Origin of the sequence: Staphylococcus americanisciuri (genome assembly GCF_024814435.1) — a bacterium.
Lineage (GTDB): Bacteria > Bacillota > Bacilli > Staphylococcales > Staphylococcaceae > Staphylococcus > Staphylococcus americanisciuri.
The window spans coordinates 34,879-51,933 of the sequence record NZ_JANUXY010000007.1 but is presented as its reverse complement, the minus strand read 5'-3'; the positions used below and the strand labels follow the sequence as shown (position 1 = coordinate 51,933).

At 37.7% G+C, this 17,055-nt stretch carries 16 protein-coding genes; 7 read left to right on the top strand and 9 right to left on the bottom strand.

Annotated features, from left to right (window positions below; all coding sequences use genetic code 11):
• Position 1 precedes the first annotated feature (1 nt).
• The 5 genes from NXS11_RS07865 to kapB all read right to left on the bottom strand — a co-directional run bounded on the left by NXS11_RS07865 (position 2) and on the right by kapB (position 5,175).
• Complete coding sequence (locus tag NXS11_RS07865) at positions 2 to 1,501, bottom strand: Na+/H+ antiporter subunit D (RefSeq protein ID WP_259200363.1); 1,500 nt, start codon at positions 1,499 to 1,501, stop codon at positions 2 to 4.
• Positions 1,491 to 1,838, bottom strand: coding sequence for a Na+/H+ antiporter Mnh1 subunit C (gene mnhC1 / locus NXS11_RS07860; RefSeq protein ID WP_259200361.1), 348 nt, complete (start codon positions 1,836 to 1,838; stop codon positions 1,491 to 1,493). The genes NXS11_RS07865 and mnhC1 overlap by 11 nt, the downstream gene beginning before the upstream one ends.
• The gene (locus NXS11_RS07855) at positions 1,838 to 2,284 is read right to left on the bottom strand and encodes a Na(+)/H(+) antiporter subunit B (RefSeq protein WP_306345065.1); all 447 of its coding nucleotides are present in this window, start codon (positions 2,282 to 2,284) and stop codon (positions 1,838 to 1,840) included. Before NXS11_RS07855 ends, mnhC1 begins: the two co-directional genes overlap by 1 nt.
• Positions 2,247 to 4,664: a Na+/H+ antiporter subunit A gene (locus tag NXS11_RS07850; protein ID WP_259200358.1), complete on the bottom strand. Its 2,418-nt coding sequence runs from the start codon at positions 4,662 to 4,664 to the stop codon at positions 2,247 to 2,249. Before NXS11_RS07850 ends, NXS11_RS07855 begins: the two co-directional genes overlap by 38 nt.
• A gap of 130 nt (positions 4,665 to 4,794) precedes the next feature.
• Entirely contained in the window at positions 4,795 to 5,175 is a 381-nt protein-coding gene (kapB, locus tag NXS11_RS07845) for a sporulation phosphorelay system protein KapB (RefSeq protein WP_259200357.1), read from the bottom strand.
• Between the two features lie 72 nt (positions 5,176 to 5,247).
• Between kapB and NXS11_RS07840 the strand changes: the two genes are divergently transcribed.
• The gene (locus tag NXS11_RS07840; protein ID WP_259200355.1) at positions 5,248 to 5,844 is read left to right on the top strand and encodes a peptidylprolyl isomerase; all 597 of its coding nucleotides are present in this window, start codon (positions 5,248 to 5,250) and stop codon (positions 5,842 to 5,844) included.
• A gap of 22 nt (positions 5,845 to 5,866) precedes the next feature.
• Positions 5,867 to 6,127, top strand: a complete 261-nt coding sequence (locus NXS11_RS07835; protein ID WP_259200354.1) for a DUF1871 family protein — start codon at positions 5,867 to 5,869, stop codon at positions 6,125 to 6,127.
• Positions 6,128 to 6,296: 169 nt separating this feature from the next.
• Here the strand turns inward: NXS11_RS07835 and ygs are convergent, their stop codons facing one another.
• On the bottom strand, positions 6,297 to 6,686 hold the full coding sequence (ygs, locus tag NXS11_RS07830; protein ID WP_373319393.1) for a S1 domain-containing post-transcriptional regulator Ygs: 390 nt from the start codon (positions 6,684 to 6,686) through the stop codon (positions 6,297 to 6,299).
• 472 nt (positions 6,687 to 7,158) lie between these two features.
• Here ygs and pruA point away from each other — a divergent pair, with 472 nt between their 5' ends.
• From pruA to NXS11_RS07815, 3 genes are all read left to right on the top strand, one after another.
• Positions 7,159 to 8,703, top strand: coding sequence for an L-glutamate gamma-semialdehyde dehydrogenase (gene pruA / locus NXS11_RS07825; protein ID WP_259200353.1), 1,545 nt, complete (start codon positions 7,159 to 7,161; stop codon positions 8,701 to 8,703).
• Positions 8,704 to 8,863: 160 nt separating this feature from the next.
• Entirely contained in the window at positions 8,864 to 10,066 is a 1,203-nt protein-coding gene (locus tag NXS11_RS07820; protein ID WP_308445704.1) for an ornithine--oxo-acid transaminase, read from the top strand.
• A 104-nt stretch (positions 10,067 to 10,170) separates the two neighbouring features.
• A complete protein-coding gene (locus NXS11_RS07815) occupies positions 10,171 to 11,415 on the top strand; it encodes a Glu/Leu/Phe/Val family dehydrogenase (RefSeq protein ID WP_259200352.1) in 1,245 nt (414 codons plus the stop codon).
• A gap of 52 nt (positions 11,416 to 11,467) precedes the next feature.
• Here NXS11_RS07815 and NXS11_RS07810 read toward each other — a convergent pair whose 3' ends face one another.
• Positions 11,468 to 12,406 (bottom strand): glycerophosphodiester phosphodiesterase, encoded by a 939-nt coding sequence (locus NXS11_RS07810; protein ID WP_259200351.1) that lies wholly within the window; start codon positions 12,404 to 12,406, stop codon positions 11,468 to 11,470.
• 249 nt (positions 12,407 to 12,655) lie between these two features.
• Between NXS11_RS07810 and NXS11_RS07805 the strand changes: the two genes are divergently transcribed.
• Positions 12,656 to 12,817, top strand: a complete 162-nt coding sequence (locus NXS11_RS07805; RefSeq protein WP_259200350.1) for a DUF8582 domain-containing membrane protein — start codon at positions 12,656 to 12,658, stop codon at positions 12,815 to 12,817.
• 84 nt (positions 12,818 to 12,901) lie between these two features.
• Here the strand turns inward: NXS11_RS07805 and argH are convergent, their stop codons facing one another.
• Positions 12,902 to 14,275, bottom strand: a complete 1,374-nt coding sequence (gene argH, locus NXS11_RS07800) for an argininosuccinate lyase (protein WP_259200349.1) — start codon at positions 14,273 to 14,275, stop codon at positions 12,902 to 12,904.
• A complete protein-coding gene (locus NXS11_RS07795; RefSeq protein WP_259200347.1) occupies positions 14,268 to 15,470 on the bottom strand; it encodes an argininosuccinate synthase in 1,203 nt (400 codons plus the stop codon). Before NXS11_RS07795 ends, argH begins: the two co-directional genes overlap by 8 nt.
• Positions 15,471 to 15,662: 192 nt before the next feature.
• On the opposite strand from NXS11_RS07795, the gene NXS11_RS07790 reads away from it, so the two are divergent.
• Complete coding sequence (locus tag NXS11_RS07790; RefSeq protein ID WP_259200346.1) at positions 15,663 to 16,994, top strand: glucose-6-phosphate isomerase; 1,332 nt, start codon at positions 15,663 to 15,665, stop codon at positions 16,992 to 16,994.
• Positions 16,995 to 17,055 lie beyond the last annotated feature (61 nt).

Below are 17,055 nucleotides of genomic sequence, written 5' to 3'. Positions count from 1 at the left end.
ATTACTTCACCTCCAATACACTATTAATATAGCTGTCTGGTTGATAGAATGATTTCGCAGCTTCAGCAATAATTGGGTATAACTCGCCGGCAAATAGACCGAATGCTACGGTAATCACAACGGCTAGAATTGAAACAGCAAGTAGTCCTCTATGATGTAAATGAGGATTGTAGATATAGCCATAACTTTTGCCGAAAAAGCCTTTTAGGAATATATTCATGACAGAATAAAGTACGACAAGGCTGGAGAGCAATACGATGATACCACTGACATAGAAACCTTGTTCAAAAGTAGCTTGAACAATATATAACTTTCCATAAAAACCACTGAAAGGTGGAATACCCGCTAAGCTTAATGCCGCAATAAAGTATGTCCAACCGAGCACGGGATAATGGTGAATGAGACCACCAAAGTCACGTAAATCAGTTGTTTTTGTAATTTTAAACATAATGCCGATGAGGAAAAAGAGTGCTGCTTTTACAAGCATGTCATGCAGTGTGTAGTAAATAGCGCCTACGATACCTGATTCATTCATCATGGCAACACCTACTAAGATAACACCGACTGCAATCATAATGTTGTATAAAATAATACGTTTTGTATCTCTAAAACCAACGGCCCCTACACAGCCAAAGATAATCGTTAATAAAGCAAGTGCAAGTATCGTATAGTGTGAGAATGTCAACGTATCATGGAAGAACAAGCTCATTGTACGTGCAATTGCATAGACACCGACTTTTGTCAGTAATGCACCGAAGAAAGCGATAATTGCAAATGGTGGTGCGTAATATGCGCCCGGTAACCAAACATACATTGGGAATGCACCGGCTTTTGTTGCAAATACAAAAATGAATAAAATAAAGACGATACTGACAAGACCCGGATGTGATTGATAGACTGAGTTAAGTTTCACGCTGATATCCGCCATGTTTAAAGTACCGACAACTGAGTATAGAATACCTACTGCGATAACGAAAAAGGCAGATGATACAACGTTCACAAGTAAGTATTTAACACTTTCTTGTAGCTGAATTTTTGTACCACCAATTACCATCAAGCCATACGATGCCATTAAAAATACTTCGAAAAAGACGAATAGGTTGAAGATATCGCCTGTAATAAATGCACCGTTAATACCAGTTAGCATGAACATCACGGTGAAATAGTAGTAATACGTTTCACGGTGTAATCCAATCGATTGATACGAAAATAAAATAATTAAGATTGTGATGATCACACTTGTTGTTACGAGCAACGCACTAAATAAGTCGAGTACGAAGACGATACTGTAAGGTGCTTTCCATGATCCAAGTTCAAGGACAATTGGATGACCGAGTTGCCAAACGTTATGAAGATTGAGCAACGCAAAGCCAAGTGTGACAAGCGCACCTGTTAATGCGACATAACGTTTAATAAAAGGGCGCAGACCAATAAATATTAATAAGATTGCTGTAATCACTGGCACAACGAGTACCATGACCAGTAAGTTCTCATTCATCATCTTCTTGTGGCACCCCTTTCATCCGTTCTACGTTATCTGTACCAAGTTCTTTATAACTTCTAAAAGCTAAAACTAAAAAGAAAGCTGTTACGGCGAAAGAAATAACAATCGCTGTTAAAATCAATGCTTGTGGAATAGGGTCGACATAGTTCGTAACACCTTTTTCATAAATCGGTACACGACCCGTTTTTAAACCACCCATTGTTAAAATAAATAAGTTTGCGGCGTGTGATAATAATGCTGTCCCAATAATAATTCGGATTAGACTTTTAGACAGAATGAGATAAACGCTAATAGAAGTTAAAAAGCCGCAAACAATAATTAATACTATTTCCATTACTCATTCTCTCCAATCGTTAGAATTATTGTTAATACAGTGCCGACTACCACTAGTAAAACCCCTGTATCAAAAATAACAGCAGTGTGTAAGTGCATAGGTGCTAACAAGGGAAGCGGAATATCAAACGATGTATGTGTAAAGAAGTTTTTACCATATGTCCAACTCAGCATAGGGGCACTTACACAGAATGTGAGACCTAAAGCAATCAACTTCTTGAAGTCCCATGGGAACACTTTACGCAGTGTCTTCACATCAAAGGCTACAGCGATAATCACGAGTGAACTTGATACGAGTAGTCCGCCAATAAAGCCACCACCGGGTGTATAGTGTCCAGCTAAAAAGAGTGAAAAGCCGAACATCATGATAAGGAAAAAGATAATGAGCGCTGAATATTGAGATATCAAATCATTTTTTTGCCTGTTCAATCTTCTCCACCCTTTCATAACCATTTTTGTGTTTTGCACGCAATTTGATTAACGTGTAGATCCCCATGCCTGCAATACCTAATACAGACGACTCGAATAATGTATCGAGACCACGGAAGTCTACTAAGATCACGTTAACCATGTTTTTACCTTGTGCTAAGTCATAAACATGTTCTTTATAGAAACTACTGATTGAGTCGAAATGACGGTTGCCGTACGCAATGAGACCTAAAACAGTTACGACAGCACCGACACCAATCGAAATAATGATATTACCTATTTTGTAAGAAGTTGTTTCATTATAACGACTCATATTTGGCAAATGATAGAAACACAATAAGAATAAAGCAGTTGAAATTGTTTCAACGACGAATTGTGTCAATGCCAAGTCAGGTGCATTGAAGAAGATGAAAAAGATTGCCATCGAATAACCAACTGCACTCAACATGATGATGCTGAACAAACGAGAACGTGCAAACATAATCATTGTTGCAGCGATGATTATTGTAATAACTGAAATCATTTCATAGAGACGAATAGGTGATACTTTCACAAAATCAAATGTAAAAGGCATAAACACCAATGTCACAACTGTTAAGGTAATCATCATCGAGAATATAATGACTAAGTTGTTGCGAATAAAGCCTGTCATATACGTGCGTGTGATTTGTGTCGCATAGTAAGGTGTATAACGACCCGTTTGATCATACCAGTGGTTCAACATAAGCGTTTTTGGCAACTTGCGTAAAATCGGTACCCAATATTTGAATGTAAGTAATAATCCAGCACCGACAATGTAAATTAACAGTGTTGCAAAAAATGCAGGTGTCAAACCATGCCACATATGAAATTCTGCGTGAACGGTATCAACATTTGCAATGGCTTTTGCTGCAGGTTCTACAAATGGTGCAGAGACCAGGCTAGGGAATAAACCGATTGCAATAACAAGAATCGCTAAAATTGTCGGTGAAATATTCATAAGAACACTTGATTCATGTGCTTTATGTGGCAATGCATCTGGTTTGTAGTCACCTAAGAATATTTCAGAGATAAACTTAAATGAATAAACAAACGTAAACATACTACCAATAATTGCGACAATTGGTAATAATAAACCAACCGAGTTTAAGCTGAAAATACCTGCTTCAGTTACATTTAGCATCGATTCTAAAAATTGTTCTTTAGATAAGAAACCATTAAATGGCGGAACACCTGCCATGCTCAATGCTGTAATGATTGACAGTGTGAAAGAAATTGGCATAATCGTCATCAGACCGCCCAATTTTTGAATATCACGTGTACCAGTCGCATGGTCAACAGCACCAGTAATCATAAACAATGCACCTTTAAATGTTGCATGGTTGATTAAGTGGAAAATCGCCGCACTGAATGCAGCAAGATAAAGTTGACTCTCTGCGCCTTCAAAGTGATAGCTGACGGCACCGATACCAAGCATAGACATAATCATACCGAGCTGTGAAACGGTAGAAAATGCAAGAATACCTTTTAAGTCTTGTTGTTTCGTTGCGTTCAATGAGCCCCAGAAGAGGGTTACTAAACCAAACGCTGTGACAGTCCAAATCCATCCTTGCGATACAGCAAAAATAGGTGTTAGGCGTGCAATTAAATAAATACCCGCTTTTACCATTGTAGCTGAGTGAAGGTAAGCACTGACTGGTGTTGGTGCTTCCATCGCATCAGGTAACCAAATATAGAATGGGAACTGTGCGGATTTTGTCATGGCGCCTAAAATAATAAATATCATCGCTAATAAGAAAAATGGCGATGATTGAATGTTTGATACATGTTCAATAATTTCACGAATACGCCAAGTTCCAGCGGCTTGATGTAATAAGATGAAGCCACCTAACAATGAGAGACCGCCAAAGACCGTAATCATCATCGATTTCATCGCACCATAAAGCGACTTTTGTTTATGGCGCCAAAACGAGATGAGTAAGAAACTAGAAAATGATGTCAATTCCCAGAAGAAATATAGAACTAGAAGGTTATCTGAAAGAACAACACCAAGCATCGCACTCATAAAGATTAATAAGTAACAATAGAAGTTACCGAGCTGTTCAGACTGGCTTAAGTAACTAATAGAATAGAGTACGACTAGGCTACCAATACCTGTTATTAATAAACTGAATAAAAGGCTGAGCCCATCTACATAAATGTCAAAGTTCATACCGATTTGTGGCATCCATGCAGCGGACTGTTCTGTGTAATGTCCGGACATAGTAGGTTTGATATACGTTGTAAAGTATACAAACAACACGATGGGAATCGGTAACACAAACCATCCTAAATGTATGCGTTTATAGAAACGATACAAAATAGGAATGAGCAGTGCGAATATCAGCGGTAAGATAACCGCAATATGTAACCAACTCATAAATTGTCCTCCTTTAAAAAAATACTGCGATATATCTATTATACATGATTATGAAAGTTGTGAAAATCATCTCATATTGGATAAAACCGCAATTTTAAGCCCTTTACATAAGAAGAAATATTTCTAAATATTATTTAAAAGTAACTTTATATTGTCGTGTATAATCTTCTTTAAGGTTGTTGAGACATTGTAAAGCAGCATGTGAATAGGGTGTGTCTGTTTGACGAAGTTCACTTTCTAGTTTCGTCAATGCTTGTTGCAATGAGTCAGTATACGCTTGTTGTTCCCCTTCGAAAGGTTTCAACTTACTTCGGGTCGTATAGCGCTTTTCATATAAGCTCAATGCTTTTCGTTCATGAAAGAATACGCCTTCTACTTCATTGGGATGATGTAAGTCACCCTGTTTCGGATGTTTGATGACTTGAGTGACTTTGACCAATATCTGTTCATTTGCACTATCAACAACTTCAACAACATAAACCCCCGTTTTATGTGCGAAACGATAAAGCATGTTAATTCCATCCTTTCTTAAATGTGTTAAAATAATGAGTATATTTAATTTTATCATGAATGGAGCATTAAAATGACCAACTACCCTCAATTGACAAAAGAAATACAAGATAATGAAATTAAAGTGGTTATGCACACAAATAAAGGGGATATGACATTAAAATTATTCCCAGAGATTGCACCAAAAACAGTGAAAAACTTTGTAGAACTTTCTAAAAAAGGCTACTACGATGGCGTGACCTTCCACCGTGTTATCAATGATTTTATGATTCAAGGTGGTGACCCAACTGCGACAGGCATGGGTGGCGAAAGCATTTATGGAGGTCCATTTGAAGATGAGTTCTCAATGCAAGCTTTCAATATTTATGGCGCACTTTCTATGGCAAATGCAGGTCCTGGTACAAACGGATCACAATTTTTTATCGTTCAAATGAAAGATATTCCAGAACAAATGGTAGATCAATTAGAAGACGGTGGATGGCCAAAAGAAATTGCGGAAGTATATCGTGAAAAAGGCGGGACACCTTGGTTAGACCAAAAACATACAGTATTTGGTCAATTAATTGAAGGCGAAGATACATTGGAAGATATCGCAAACGTTCGTGTCGGTGCACAAGATAAGCCAATGTACGATGTTGTTATCGAATCAATTGATATTGATGGAGAATAAGAAATAGTAAGGAGCGTGCATCATGTCAAATAATGAATTGAATATCCAGTTATATCAACTGCTGGCAGCATGGAATCCGATGCACTTTGACGATCCTACGTTAGGAGATGCAGAAGTGTATGAGATGATGGATGCCATCCATCATTATGGTGAACCCATTGCTATTGCAGACGCATTTCAACAGATTTTTCAGTTTTCATTTGAAGTTACATTGCCTAAAGATGCATGTTTACAAAAAGCAACAGAAGCAATTCAATTGCAACAAACCTGTCAATTGAATTAATCGTACTAAACCCTAGACATAGCGTAAAAAGCTGTGCCTAGGGTTTGTTTTACGTCAAGTTTGATAGATATCAGGAGTGAGGCTAAGTCAATTAATAGGAAGTCAGTTTAGCATACAAATAAGCCTAGGTGCACCTCACAATGGCACCTAGGCTCTCTTTATGTACGTGTTACTTAGATGTGTCTTCAATTCTTTTCTTAGATTGTTTCACCCAAGTTGGCAACCGTTCTGCTAAAGATTGAAACCCATATTTCTCAGTTTCTTTAATCTCATCCAATACTGAACGCTTCACTTTTTTACGTTCATAATTTTTAAAATAATCATTGTCTCTCAATGATAAATTTAACTTACCGGTATCATCAATAGAAATAATTTTTGCTTTGACAATTTGCCCTGGCGTTAAAAGTTTTTTTAAATTATGGACATAATCATCCATGACTTCAGATATATGAATCAGACCTTCAGTATTGTCAGGGGTTTCAACAAAAGCGCCGTAGGGTTGAATACCAGTCACACGCACCTTGATATGTTGACCGACACGATACTGTTTCTTCAACATGCATAACCCCTTATATCATTGAATTTTAACAACTTCATAATAGCATATTTATGAAATTTATCCTAATTATACAGCATATAAATTTCATAAAATTGGTAGGACGTTATCTCAAAATGTGAATAGTGAATGTGCGATGTTTTATTAAAAAGTGTATAGAAACATGCCTATTAATGCATCTTTATTCAAAGAAAAATCAATGTAAGTTATGATGTTTCAATAGTACTATCAACTTTTTGAAAAACACAGTCTGTTATAGTTGAATTTTGTCTAAATTATGGCTATAATGCATGTAATGAAAGCGCTTTTATATGATGGATATTATCGTGATGTTCTGTCATTCGAGTAACTTTTTAATGTAAAAAAACTTTTGTGTTAGATTATTCTGTAAAAACTGAAAAATCTTTTACAAATACTACTCATTTATGTCATGATAAGTATAAAGCTTTCTCAAAAAACAAAGGAGGATTTATAAATGATTCCATACAAACATGAACCATTTACAGATTTTACGAAAGAGGAGAATCGTAAGGCTTATTTCCGTGCACTTGAAAAAGTAGAAAGTGAATTAGGTCAAACATATCCACTTATTATTGGAGGAGAACGTATATATACAGACGACACAACGCGTGTGTATAATCCATCAAACAGAGAAGAAACAATTGGTTATGTTTCTAAAGCGTCACAAGAACATGCAGAAAAAGCCTTGGAAGCAGCGAAAGAAGCATTTAAAACTTGGCGTAATGTTGATCCAAAAGTACGTGCGAATGTGTTATTCCGTGCAGCAGCGATTACAAGAAAACGCAAGCATGAATTCTCAGCGTTGTTATCTAAAGAAGGCGGCAAACCATGGAAAGAAGCGGATGCTGATACAGCTGAAGCAATCGACTTCATGGAATACTACGGTCGACAAATGCTTGAGTTGAAAGACGGTAAAGCAGTAAACAGTCGTCCGGGCGAATACAACCAGTTTGATTACTTACCAGTCGGTGTTAGTGTTGTTATTTCACCTTGGAACTTTGCGTATGCCATTATGGCAGGTACAACAGTTGCACCAGTTGTAACTGGTAACACAGTGTTGTTAAAACCATCATCTAACACACCAATTATTTCTTACAAATTTATGGAAGTTCTGGAAGAGGCAGGTTTACCAAAAGGTGTTGTAAACTGGATTCCAGGTTCATCAAGTGAAATTGGTGACTTCTTAATCGAAAATAAAGATGTTGGCTTAATTTCATTTACAGGTTCTAAAAATGTAGGTAAAGAAATTATTCAAAAAGCGGCAGTTATTCAAGAAGGTCAAAATCATATTAAACGTGTCATCGCTGAAATGGGCGGTAAAGATGCGCTTGTTGTTGATAGTGAAGCAGATCTTAAAGTGGCAACAGATGCAATCGTTTATTCAGCATTTGGTTTCTCTGGTCAAAAATGTTCTGCATGCTCACGCGTCATTGCACACCAAGACATTTACGATGAGTTATTAGAACGAGTAAAAGCAGAAACTGAAAAAATTAAAGTCGGCAATGCGTCAGACCCAGATACGTATGTAGGTCCAGTTATCGACCAAAAATCTTTAGACAAAATCAAAAAATACATTGAAATTGGTAAAGAAGAAGGTCGCTTAGTAACAGGTGGTAACGTTGACGAATCAACAGGTAACTTTGTTCACCCAACAATCTTTGCTGACTTAGATCCAAACTCTCGCATTATGCAAGAAGAAATCTTTGGTCCAGTGGTTGGTTTCACAAAAGTTAAAGATTTTGATGAAGCAATCCAAGTGGCAAATGATACGGAGTACGGTTTAACAGGTGGCGTTATTTCAAACAACCGAATGAAGCTAGAACAAGCACGCCGTGACTTTATGGTCGGTAACTTATACTTCAACCGTGGCTGTACAGGTGCTGTTGTTGGTTACCAACCATTCGGTGGATTCAAAATGTCAGGAACAGATTCAAAAGCAGGTGGCCCAGACTACTTAGTATTGCATATGCAAGGTCGCACAGTTTCTGAGCATTTATAAAAAGGATAATCAGCCATTGATAATTTAACGTGGCTAAGCTGAATGAAAGAGGGGTATGTCTTTACAGAATGATTGAAACGAATCGACAATGTAGACGTTTTTGAGCTGTGAATGATATACCCTTTGTTTATATAACTGAAATGTAAGGAGGAGAATACGTGTGACAAACAAATCAGAATCTATTATTGAATTGACAAACCATTATGGTGCGCATAACTATTTACCACTGCCAATCGTTATTTCTGAAGCAGAAGGTGTATGGGTGAAAGACCCAGAAGGTAAAAAGTATATGGATATGCTAGCTGCTTATTCTGCAGTAAACCAAGGGCATCGTCATCCTAAAATTGTGCAAGCACTTAAAGATCAAGCGGATAAGGTAACGCTTGTCTCTCGTGCGTTTCATAGCGACAACTTAGGTGAATGGTACGAAAAAATTTGTAAACTGTCAGGTAAAGAAAAAGCTCTACCAATGAATACAGGTGCTGAAGCGGTAGAAACAGCGTTAAAAGCAGCACGTCGTTGGGCATATGAAGTGAAAGGTATCAAACCGAATGAGGCAGAAATCATTGCGATGGTTGGGAACTTCCACGGTCGTACGATGGCGCCTGTGTCCATCTCATCAGAGAAAGAGTATCAACGTGGCTATGGCCCGTTATTAGAAGGATTCCAAAATGTACCATTCGGTGATATTGAAAGCTTGAAAGAGACGATTAATGAAAATACGGCAGCTGTTTTAATTGAGCCAATTCAAGGAGAAGCAGGTATTAATATCCCACCTGAAGGCTACTTAAAAGCCGTACGTGAGCTATGCGATGAGCACAACGTATTATTTATTGCTGACGAGATTCAAGCAGGTTTAGGTCGTACAGGTAAGTTATTTGCGACAGACTGGGATAATGTAAAACCAGATGTTTATATTTTAGGTAAAGCACTTGGTGGCGGTGTATTCCCAATTTCAGTTGTATTAGCAGACAAAGAAGTGCTAGATGTCTTTACACCAGGTTCTCACGGTTCAACATTCGGTGGAAATCCACTTGCATGTGCTGCTTCTATTGCAGCATTAGATGTTATCGTGGACGAAGATTTACCGGGACGTTCTCAAGAGCTTGGAGAATATTTCAAAAATGCATTGCTTGAAATAGAACACCCAGCAATTAAAGAAGTGCGTGGTCGTGGTTTGTTTATCGGTGTTGAATTGCATGAAAGTGCACGTCCATACTGTGAACGCTTGAAAGAAGAAGGTATTTTATGTAAAGAAACGCATGATACAGTGATTCGATTTGCACCACCATTAATCATTACAAAAGAAGAGCTAGATTATGCAATTGAGAAAGTAAAGAAAGTGTTTTCAGAATCTAAGTAAATAATCTAAACCCTTAGAGATAAAAGGCTTTAAAAAAGTATGCCATATGTTACAATACACAATGTAAGCGAAAACAAAAGTAGGAAAAAGAGGCGAGATGGATCATGTCTGAAAAAAATAATCTAGTGACGTCAACGCAAGGCATTATTAAAGAAGCAATGCATAAATTAGGCTTTGATGATGGTATGTACGAATTAATCAAAGAACCATTAAGATTTTTGACAGTACGTATTCCAGTAAGAATGGATGACGGTACAGTTAAAACTTTTACAGGTTACCGTGCACAACACAATGATGCTGTTGGACCAACTAAAGGTGGGGTACGTTTCCACCCAGATGTAGATGAAGAAGAAGTTAAAGCATTGTCTATGTGGATGACGTTAAAATGTGGTATCGTTGACCTCCCATATGGTGGAGGTAAAGGGGGCATCGTATGTGACCCACGTCAAATGAGTATTCATGAAGTAGAACGCTTATCACGTGGTTACGTGCGTGCGATTTCACAAATTGTAGGACCAACGAAAGATATCCCAGCACCAGATGTTTTTACAAACTCTCAAATCATGGCTTGGATGATGGATGAATACAGCCAAATGGATGCATTTAACTCTCCAGGATTCATTACGGGTAAACCGATTGTACTCGGTGGTTCACAAGGTCGTGACCGTTCGACTGCATTAGGTGTTGTTATTGCGATTGAGGAAGCTGCGAAACGTCGTGGCAAAACAATCAAAGACTCTCGTATTGTCATTCAAGGTTTCGGTAATGCAGGTAGTTTCTTAGCGAAGTTCTTGTATGATGCAGGTGCTAAGATTGTAGGTATCTCTGATGCATATGGTGCATTACACGATCCAGAAGGCTTAGATATTGATTATTTATTAGATCGTCGTGATAGCTTTGGTACGGTTACGAACTTGTTTGAAGATACGATTTCTAACAAAGAATTATTCGAACTTGATTGTGATATTTTAGTACCAGCAGCGATTGCGAACCAAATTACTGCTGACAATGCTGGCGATATTAAAGCGGATATTGTTGTAGAAGCAGCAAATGGACCAACAACACCAGAAGCAACGAAAATTTTGACAGAACGTGGTATTTTATTAGTACCTGACGTACTTGCAAGTGCTGGTGGAGTAACAGTATCTTACTTTGAATGGGTTCAAAACAATACTGGTTATTATTGGACAGAAGAAGAAGTCAATGAAAAGTTACGTGAAAAACTTGTCACAGCTTTTGATACGATTTATAGCTTATCAGAAAACCGCAAAATTGATATGCGTCTTGCAGCGTATATCGTGGGTATTAAGCGTACAGCTGAAGCGGCTAGATATCGTGGTTGGGCATAAAACAATACATTTAAAAGCAGAGACGCCGATTGTGTGCGCCTCTGCTTTTTCGTTATTGGATCATATCGCGGTAAATGTCAGGATAATTTGTGAAGACACCTGTCACACCATAGTCATTTAAGCGTGCCATTGCATCACGGTCGTTAACAGTATACGGATGAATATGAAAGCCAAGTTCACGTAAGTGTTGTGTATTTTCTGCCGTTAAGTCTGTATAATCTGGACCGATGCCAATCGCATAGCTACTAATATATGATAAGTCTTTGTCATTATATTGCTGGAGTTGCCCTTTATCCATCAATTGCACAAGTGGGACATTCGCATTTAATTTGTGCATTTTTAATAAGCTTTCTTTAGAGAATGACTGAATGACTACTTTTCCTTTGCTTAGATGATTATTCTTGTCTAAGCCATGTTTTTTAAGTGATGCTAACAACTTTTCTTCCATACCTGGATAGTCGTTAGGCGATTTTGTTTCGATATAATAATTCGCCTTTGTACCGTATCTTGCAAATATTTCATCTAATGTTGGCACTTCTTGACCTTGATAAGCTGAATTTTGAAGTTCGGGATGTGCATCGTTAAACCATGAGCCTGCATCGAGTTGTTTCAGTTCTTCGAGTGTATAATCGCTTACACGACCAGTACCATCAGTTGTACGGTCAACAGTCTCATCATGCATTGCAACAAGGTGACCATCTTTTGTCATTTGAAGGTCGATTTCTAAATAATCAGCCCCCATTTCATTTATACTTTTGTCATATGACGCAAAAGTATGTTCAGGTGCATAGCCGCTCGCACCGCGATGACCGATATTAACATGTTCTTTGTTAAGTACGTTATTCTTGCTTGGAGAAAGGGGAGAAGCTTGCTGATGACCATGTGCGTGATGTTGAGAACATGCATGGACTGAATCAATTGCACCAATAGGGGATACGAGTAGTGAAGCGACCAGTCCAGTAGAAAGTAAGAGTTTTGACGAGTTTTTCATTGAAACGCCTCCTTAGAATAATGATTCTCTTTAAAAATATATGAAAATATTTAAAGAAAGCAAGCGTTTTCATAGAAAGTTTAAGAACTTTACTAAAATTTAACGAATACAAGAAATGCTGTGGTAGGTGTATGTAAGCATATAAATATAGAAAATGATGAAATGAATAGGATTGGGGCTGGTACATTCATAGAAAACATTTAATTTAAGTTTGAGGTCTTTGCCAATCAAAAAAATGGAGGGAATGCTATGAATCACAATATATTTGCATTCATCATTAGTTTAATTTTTCTAGTGGCGGGTGTTGTTTTTGTCGTTAAACAAGAATGGCTTTTTGCGGTATTATTCATTGCAATAGGGGGTATTTATCTTGTGAAGGCGATGAATAAAGATAAATCTAATGGTAGCTAAATAACTTGTATAGGATGTTAGAAAGGACGTGGAACAACGGAATCTTTAGAAAATGCGATTCCTGTCCACGCCCTTTAAATCTATTTATAAATATTGTTTGGCAACATCAATTTGGTGTTTCACTGCCTCTTGACCTGTAGCGCCATAGCTTTTACGACGTTTGACTGCTTCGTCAGGTTGTAGGTATGTGTATATATCTGCATCAATTTCGGGTGCTTGTGCTTGATATACATCTAACGGTACGTCCAGCAGGTACATATTGTGTTGAATAGACCATAGTACCAGCTTTCCGACGATTTCGTGAGCATCTCTAAACGGAATGCCCTTCATTACAAGATAATCCGCAAGTTCAGTTGCATTTGAAAAGTCTTGGCGGACAGTCGTTGCCAATCTGTCTGTATTGACCGTCATACTCGCTAACATACCTTCAAAGATTTTCAATGAGCCTTTTAACGTATGCACTGCATCAAACAAACCTTCTTTGTCTTCCTGCATATCTTTATTGTACGCAAGTGGCAAACCTTTGAGCGTCATCAACATGCTCATTAAATGGCCTGTTGTACGTCCAACCTTACCACGAATCAGTTCAGTCATATCCGGATTTTTCTTCTGTGGCATAATAGAAGAACCTGTTGAAAAGGCGTCAGATAATGTTACGAATTTCGCTTCTTCTGATGACCAGAAGATAATCTCTTCAGCAAAACGTGATAGGTGCACCATCGTCAAGCTAATGTTGTGTAGTGTTTCAACAATATAATCGCGATCGCTAACCGCATCTAAGCTGTTCTCATAAATGCCGCCAAAGCCAAGTAGTTTTTGCGTTTCATGACGGTCAATTGGATAAGTTGTTCCACTTAATGCGGCAGCGCCTAACGGAGATAAGTCGATACGTTTCAATGCATCTGTAAATCTTGACTTATCACGCTCTAACATCCAAAAATATGTCATCACATGGTGGGCAAATGAGATAGGCTGTGCACGTTGTAAATGTGTGTAGCCCGGCATAATCGTATCCACATGTTGTTCTGCTAAGTTGATAATCGTCTGCTGAAAAGCGGCGATACTTTCGATGATGTTGTGAACTTCTTTTTTTGTATATAAGTGCATATCCGTTGCAACTTGATCATTACGGCTACGTCCTGTATGCAATTTGCCACCGACAGCGCCGATACGTTGAATGAGTTCATGTTCGATATTAAGATGAATGTCTTCTAATGATTCTTGCAAAGGGACTTTGTTGTCGTGAATATCTTGTTGAATTACTTTGAGTTCGGCAATAATCGTTGAAGCCTCGTCCTGCGTCAAAATACCTTGGTTCGCAAGCATTGTAGCATGGGCGATACTGCCTTGAATATCTTCATCTACTAAGTTTTTATCGAAGTGGATAGACGCATTGAATGCATCTACCCAATCTTCAGGTTTTTCTTCAAATCTACCGCCCCATGCTTTTTTACTCATCTGCATAACCTCCATGTAACATCGCATTTACTTGTGTTGGTAAGCCAAAAATATCGATAAAGCCAACAGCTGATTGTTGATTGAATGCATCTTCTTTCGTATATGTCGCCAATTTTTCATTGTATAGTGTATATTCAGATTTTCTACCATTTACAATTGCATGACCTTTAAATAATTTTACACGTACGTCACCTGTTACGAACTTTTGTGTATGGTCAATAAACACTTTCAATGCATCAGTTAATGGAGAGAACCATAATCCATTATATACAAGCTCTGCCAATTGTTTTTCTGCCACTGGTTTAAAGTGTGCTACGTCTTTTGAAAGCGTAATTGTTTCTAAACCTTTATGTGCTTTTAAGATAACTTCAGCGCCTGGAACTTCATAAACTTCTCTTGATTTGATTCCAACGAGTCTATTTTCAATATGATCGATACGTCCAATGCCGTGTTTTCCAGCTAAGTCATTTAAATATAAAATTAAGTCATCTAATTCATATGCTTTACCATCTATGTGTGTTGGAAGTCCTTCAGTGAACGTTAAAATAATTTCATCCGCTTCATCCGGCGTATCTTCCAGCTCTCTTGTTAAATCAAATGCGTCTGCAGGTGGTGCAACGTATGGATCTTCTAGAACCCCACATTCATTAGCACGTCCCCATAAGTTTTGGTCGATTGAATAGGGAGAATCTTTACCAATTGGTACTGGAATGTTATGTTTTTTTGCATAATCCAATTCTTCCTCACGGCTCCAGCCCCATTCTCTTACTGGCGCAATGACTTTTAAATTAGGGTCTAGCGCTTTAATTGCGACCTCAAAACGTACTTGGTCATTGCCCTTACCAGTACAACCGTGTGCAATCGCTACTGCCTCTGTTTTATGTGCGATTTCGACAAGTTTTTTTGAAATCAAAGGTCGTGATAGCGCAGAGACGAGTGGATATGTTTGTTCATACATTAAATTCCCTTTGATAGCATAGCCAACGTATGCTTCAGCAAATTCTTTTGTTGCATCGATGATATGTGATTCAATGGCACCCATATCTAATGCTTTTTGATATACAATATCTAAATCTTTTCCTTCGCCAACATCTAAGCAACATGCAACAACATCATACCCCTGTTCGATGAGCCATTGCACAGCTACACTTGTGTCTAAACCACCTGAATATGCTAATACTACCTTCTGTTTCATAAAACTGTCACCTCTGTGTTTAATTGTTTTTGCTTAAATCATATATTAGCATCTTATGATTTAATATGCAAGTATTTAAATAAATATACATAAATAATTAGTGCAATTTTTCGGACTATTCACCTTGATTGAATTTGCAAATATATGTTAGTAAAATAAAGGTGAGTTCAGTTAAATTAGGAGGCAAAGTGCATGACACATATCCAGTTTGATTACAAAAAAGCGTTACAATTTTTCGGGGAACATGAATTATCACAGCAACAAGATCAAGTGAAACTGATTCATCGCACAATCCATGAAGGCACAGGAGCTGGCAGTGACTTTTTAGGATGGGTTGATTTACCAGTTGATTACGATAAAGCAGAATTTGAACGCATTTTAGCAGCAGCTGAAGAAATTAAAGCACATTCAGATGTGTTAGTTGTAATCGGTATCGGCGGTTCATATTTAGGTGCACGTTCAGCAATTGAAATGTTGACACCTGCATTCAAAAAGAATAGTGATTTACCAGAAATTATTTTCGCAGGTCATCATCTTTCTTCATCTTATACGCAAGAGTTAATCGACTACTTAGATGGTAAAGATTTTTCAGTGAATGTGATTTCCAAATCTGGTACAACGACAGAACCAGCTGTTGCATTCCGTTTATTCAAACAATTATTAGAAGAAAAGTACGGTAAAGAAGAAGCAGTTAAACGTATCTTCGCAACAACTGACAAAGCAAAAGGGGCATTGAAGCAACTTGCGACAAATGAAGGGTATGCATCATTTGTCGTACCTGATGATGTTGGCGGACGTTTCTCTGTTTTAACAGCAGTTGGTTTATTACCTATTGCTGTTGCAGGCATTGATATTCAAGCAATGATGGCAGGTGCAGCGAAAGCACGTGAAGAATTGTCATCAGACGACTTAGAACAAAATATTGCGTACCAATATGCGTCAATTCGTAATGTTTTATACAACAAAGGTTATACAACAGAAATGTTAATCAACTATGAACCATCATTACAATATTTTAATGAATGGTGGAAACAATTATTTGGTGAATCTGAAGGTAAAGACTTGAAAGGCATCTACCCATCAAGTGCGAACTTTACAACAGATTTACACTCATTAGGACAATATGTTCAAGAAGGGCGTCGCTTCTTATTTGAGACTGTATTAAAAGTAGAGACACCAAAACATAACATTACAATTGAAGAAGATGCTGATGATTTGGATGGTTTAAACTACTTAGCTGGTAAAACAGTGGATGAAGTGAATACGAAAGCATTTGAAGGTACATTATTAGCACACACTGATGGTGGCGTACCTAACTTAGTCATCACACTACCTAAATTAGATGCTGAAACATATGGTTACCTTGTCTACTTCTTTGAGTTAGCCGTAGCAATGAGTGGTTACCAATTAGGTGTTAACCCATTCAACCAACCGGGTGTAGAAGCATACAAACAAAACATGTTCGCATTGCTTGGTAAACCAGGTTTTGAAGATAAGAAAAAAGACTTAGAAGCACGTCTATAGTTCTATATACGACACACGTTATCCATCTAGGTAGCGTGTGTTTTGCTATGCATATGATAAG